The following is a 2,909-nucleotide window of genomic DNA, read 5'->3' as shown; positions in this document are numbered from 1 at the left end:
AACGGCGCCGTCGAATGTTCATTGTTGATGATGAACCGCTCGGGTGGCAGGAGGTTGCCCTGGTCAAGCGCATCCGGAGTGGGCCGGATCTGCTGTTGGCTGGCAGCTAACGCTGGCGGGGCGGCGACCTCAACTCCGGCGTGTCCAGAGCCGGCCGCTGCCAAAGCGTCCGCCACGATCCTGTCTGACGCGGGCTTCGCATCGCGAACCCGTCCCAACGCCAAGCGGAGATAACGATTGCCTGGAAACAACCCCTCGGCGAGTTTGATCCGCGAATCATGATCCAGCCCAGAGATCGTCTGGCCCTGACTCTCAAGCGCCATAGAAAAATTGCGAAGATTACGACCATAGATAAGACGGGTGGTTAAGGCCAAGCTGCTGTCACTGGCCACTTGTTCCAGGACATGCGCGTCTGCCTTTGGGGGCGCCGTCACTGGCCACCGGCCAGTCGCTGAATAGCCCGGCTCATGATACGCACGCAGGAGGTTCAACGCCGGCTTTATGTCCCTGTTTTTCGGAAAGAAAGTCTCGAGGTGATCGACCAGGGATTGGTGATTTCTTAGATCAGTCGCTTGGCCACGAGCGCCGAGATCATTCGCCAATCGGCGAAGTGCAGACGTGTATATTCCGAGCGTCTGCGCGCTATGGTGTTGCTGAGCCTCAGCATGGGCGATCGCCTTATCAATCACGTCCCGGTGTTCGTCGGACAGATGGGGATAGCGGGTGGCAGAGGCACCAACAGCCGCTGAATAGCCCGGCTCATGATAGGCACGCAGGACGTTCAACGCCCTCTTCATTTCCTCCTTTTTCGGAAAGAAAGCATTGGCGTGATCGACCAGGGATTGGTGATTTTTTAGGTCAATCGCTTGGCCACGAGCGCCGAGATCATTTGCCAATAGGCGAAGTGCAGACGTGTATTTTCGAACCGTGCTCTCGTCATATGTTTTCTGAGCCGCAGCGTGGGCGATCGCCTTATCGATAAGGTCCCGGTGTTCGTAGGACAAATGGGGATAGCCGGCGGCACGGGCGCCACTCGCGACAGGATCGGCTCGGCGCGGCTCGGCCACGTGCGGCTCAAAGCCCGCTTGCCGGGCCTGGCCCGCATCAGGCAAGGGGTCGTGGCGGCCTACGAAAGGGAGCATCGCGTCTGGGACGCGTTGAGTCCCATGGGAGAAGCCTTTGGGGACCACAAATGAGACGTTTATGTAGTTCTCGATCGCAGCGAGGTGCTTCTCAGACCATGCGGACGGCGCGGCCTCTGCATGCAGCCTTCGGGTGTGTTCGGACCCTATCCCTTGAACGGGTACCGCTTCCAATGGCAATTCACCCAATTGCTGCACGAGGGGCTGCATCGGCACGCGGCCGCCTGAATTGTCGATTTCGCTCAGCGGCGGCTGAATGGCGGCGGCTTGCGGCGTATTCAGGACCCTCTGCCTCTCGGCTGGCCGCACCAGCGCTGTGTAATGTTCGTCGTTGATGATCACCCACTCGGGTAGCAGGTGGTTGCCCTGGTCAAGCGCTTCCGGCCAGGGCCGAATCTGCTGTTGGCTGGCAGCTAACGGCGGCGGGGCGGCGGCCTCAACTCCGGCGTGCCCAGAGCCGGTGGCTGCGAAAGCGTCGGCAACGATGCTGTTGAGGTCACCCGGTCGAGCGGGCATTCCTGGGTCGCTGAAAAGAGACGAGGCGGCTTGATCATCCTGCCGTCGCTGAAGCACTTCGCGGAACCCCTGTTCAAGTCGCAGAACCTCTTCTGGATTCGTTGGCGACTCGTCAGCTTGATCCAACAGCCTGCGGGCCTCGGCAAGGTGCTGGTTATAGCCCACTTGCCGGGCCTGGTCCGCCTGCCCCTCTCCCAAGCCGGCGCCCTGCACCTGCGACAAAGCTGTTACACGGGATGGGTTACTATTTCGCGGGTTCATACTAGCCTCACATCAAACTGTATCGTCAAAGTTCTGTGCCAATCCGCGCAGCTGCTCATCGGTTGAGATTCTGCCAAGAGCCCCTCGTCTGCTTCCATCAAGGGTGCCGGCTCCGGTAGGGCGCCTGTCTGGCTTTCGAGATGCGTCCGCATGGCGAGTTGCGCGAGGAGTTTGAACTTCTCCCCCGGCTGGGCGAAGAGGGCCCCGATAGAAGACGGGAGTTGCGAAACCCAGATAGAGGGGCGTCTCGAACCAAAAGGCACGGATGTCAAACGTCATCAAAGCCTCGCCGCTACCCCCATGGCGAAACGTTGCGTACAGACTTGCCGCGCAGAAGCCCAAGGCGAGTGAGCATGCGATGCTAATGGCTATGTTGGGGGGCGTCGTTTTTGTTGAAGGCATTGTTCCATTGCCGGATTAGCCATAGATAATGCTGCGCTTGCTTCAGACACAGGAGCGACGTCGCGCGATGTCGCCGCTCCAAAGATCGATGCCGGAGCGGATGGTGCGATGCTTGCGTTGCACCGCCCGCAGACGTGATTCTGAAAGTTACCCTAAGGCAGGTACATCCACGGGCAGCGCATTGGAAAGGGCAAGGCCGTGAACGGAATTCGGGGAGACGGCGTCACTTACCATGGCCGAGACCTCAACGGCCTGAGCGATCTCTGCTTCTGGAGGCAGCCATTAGATCCTCGCGGGCGTGATTATAGGCGTGACTTAGGGACTGCCCGATTTCACCACCCCGCCGCAGCTGTTGACGGGAGGTTTGCGGGCCTACTGTATCACGGACTGACGCCGCAATACCTGCTATGTGGCCGTCCAGATTCGCATTCCGTTCCTCTGCTGCATGCTGCGGCGGAGGCATGTGCGGCAAGATATCTTGCATGCCGGGAACTGCGTAAGCTTGGGCCTGTTGATTTGCGTCGAACTGGTGATACGCCGCCAATTGCGGCGGCTCGACAGGAGGCCGGGGCAGCGAGTCCAGTTGGT

2 pseudogenes are annotated in these 2,909 nt (G+C 60.0%); both read right to left on the bottom strand.

Going from position 1 to position 2,909, the window contains the following annotated elements:
• Positions 1–1,919 (bottom strand): annotated as a pseudogene (locus AC0L3E_RS34435) (Ulp1 family isopeptidase); the annotation flags it as partial.
• Between the two features lie 201 nt (positions 1,920–2,120).
• Positions 2,121–2,321, bottom strand: a pseudogene (locus tag AC0L3E_RS34430) (type IV secretion system ATPase VirD4); the annotation flags it as partial.
• Positions 2,322–2,909: the final 588 nt, after the last annotated feature.

The sequence above is a fragment of the Mesorhizobium sp. WSM4822 genome, assembly GCF_055811155.1.
The sequence above is the reverse complement of the archived record's forward strand: the minus strand, read 5'-3'. Positions and strand labels throughout refer to the sequence as shown.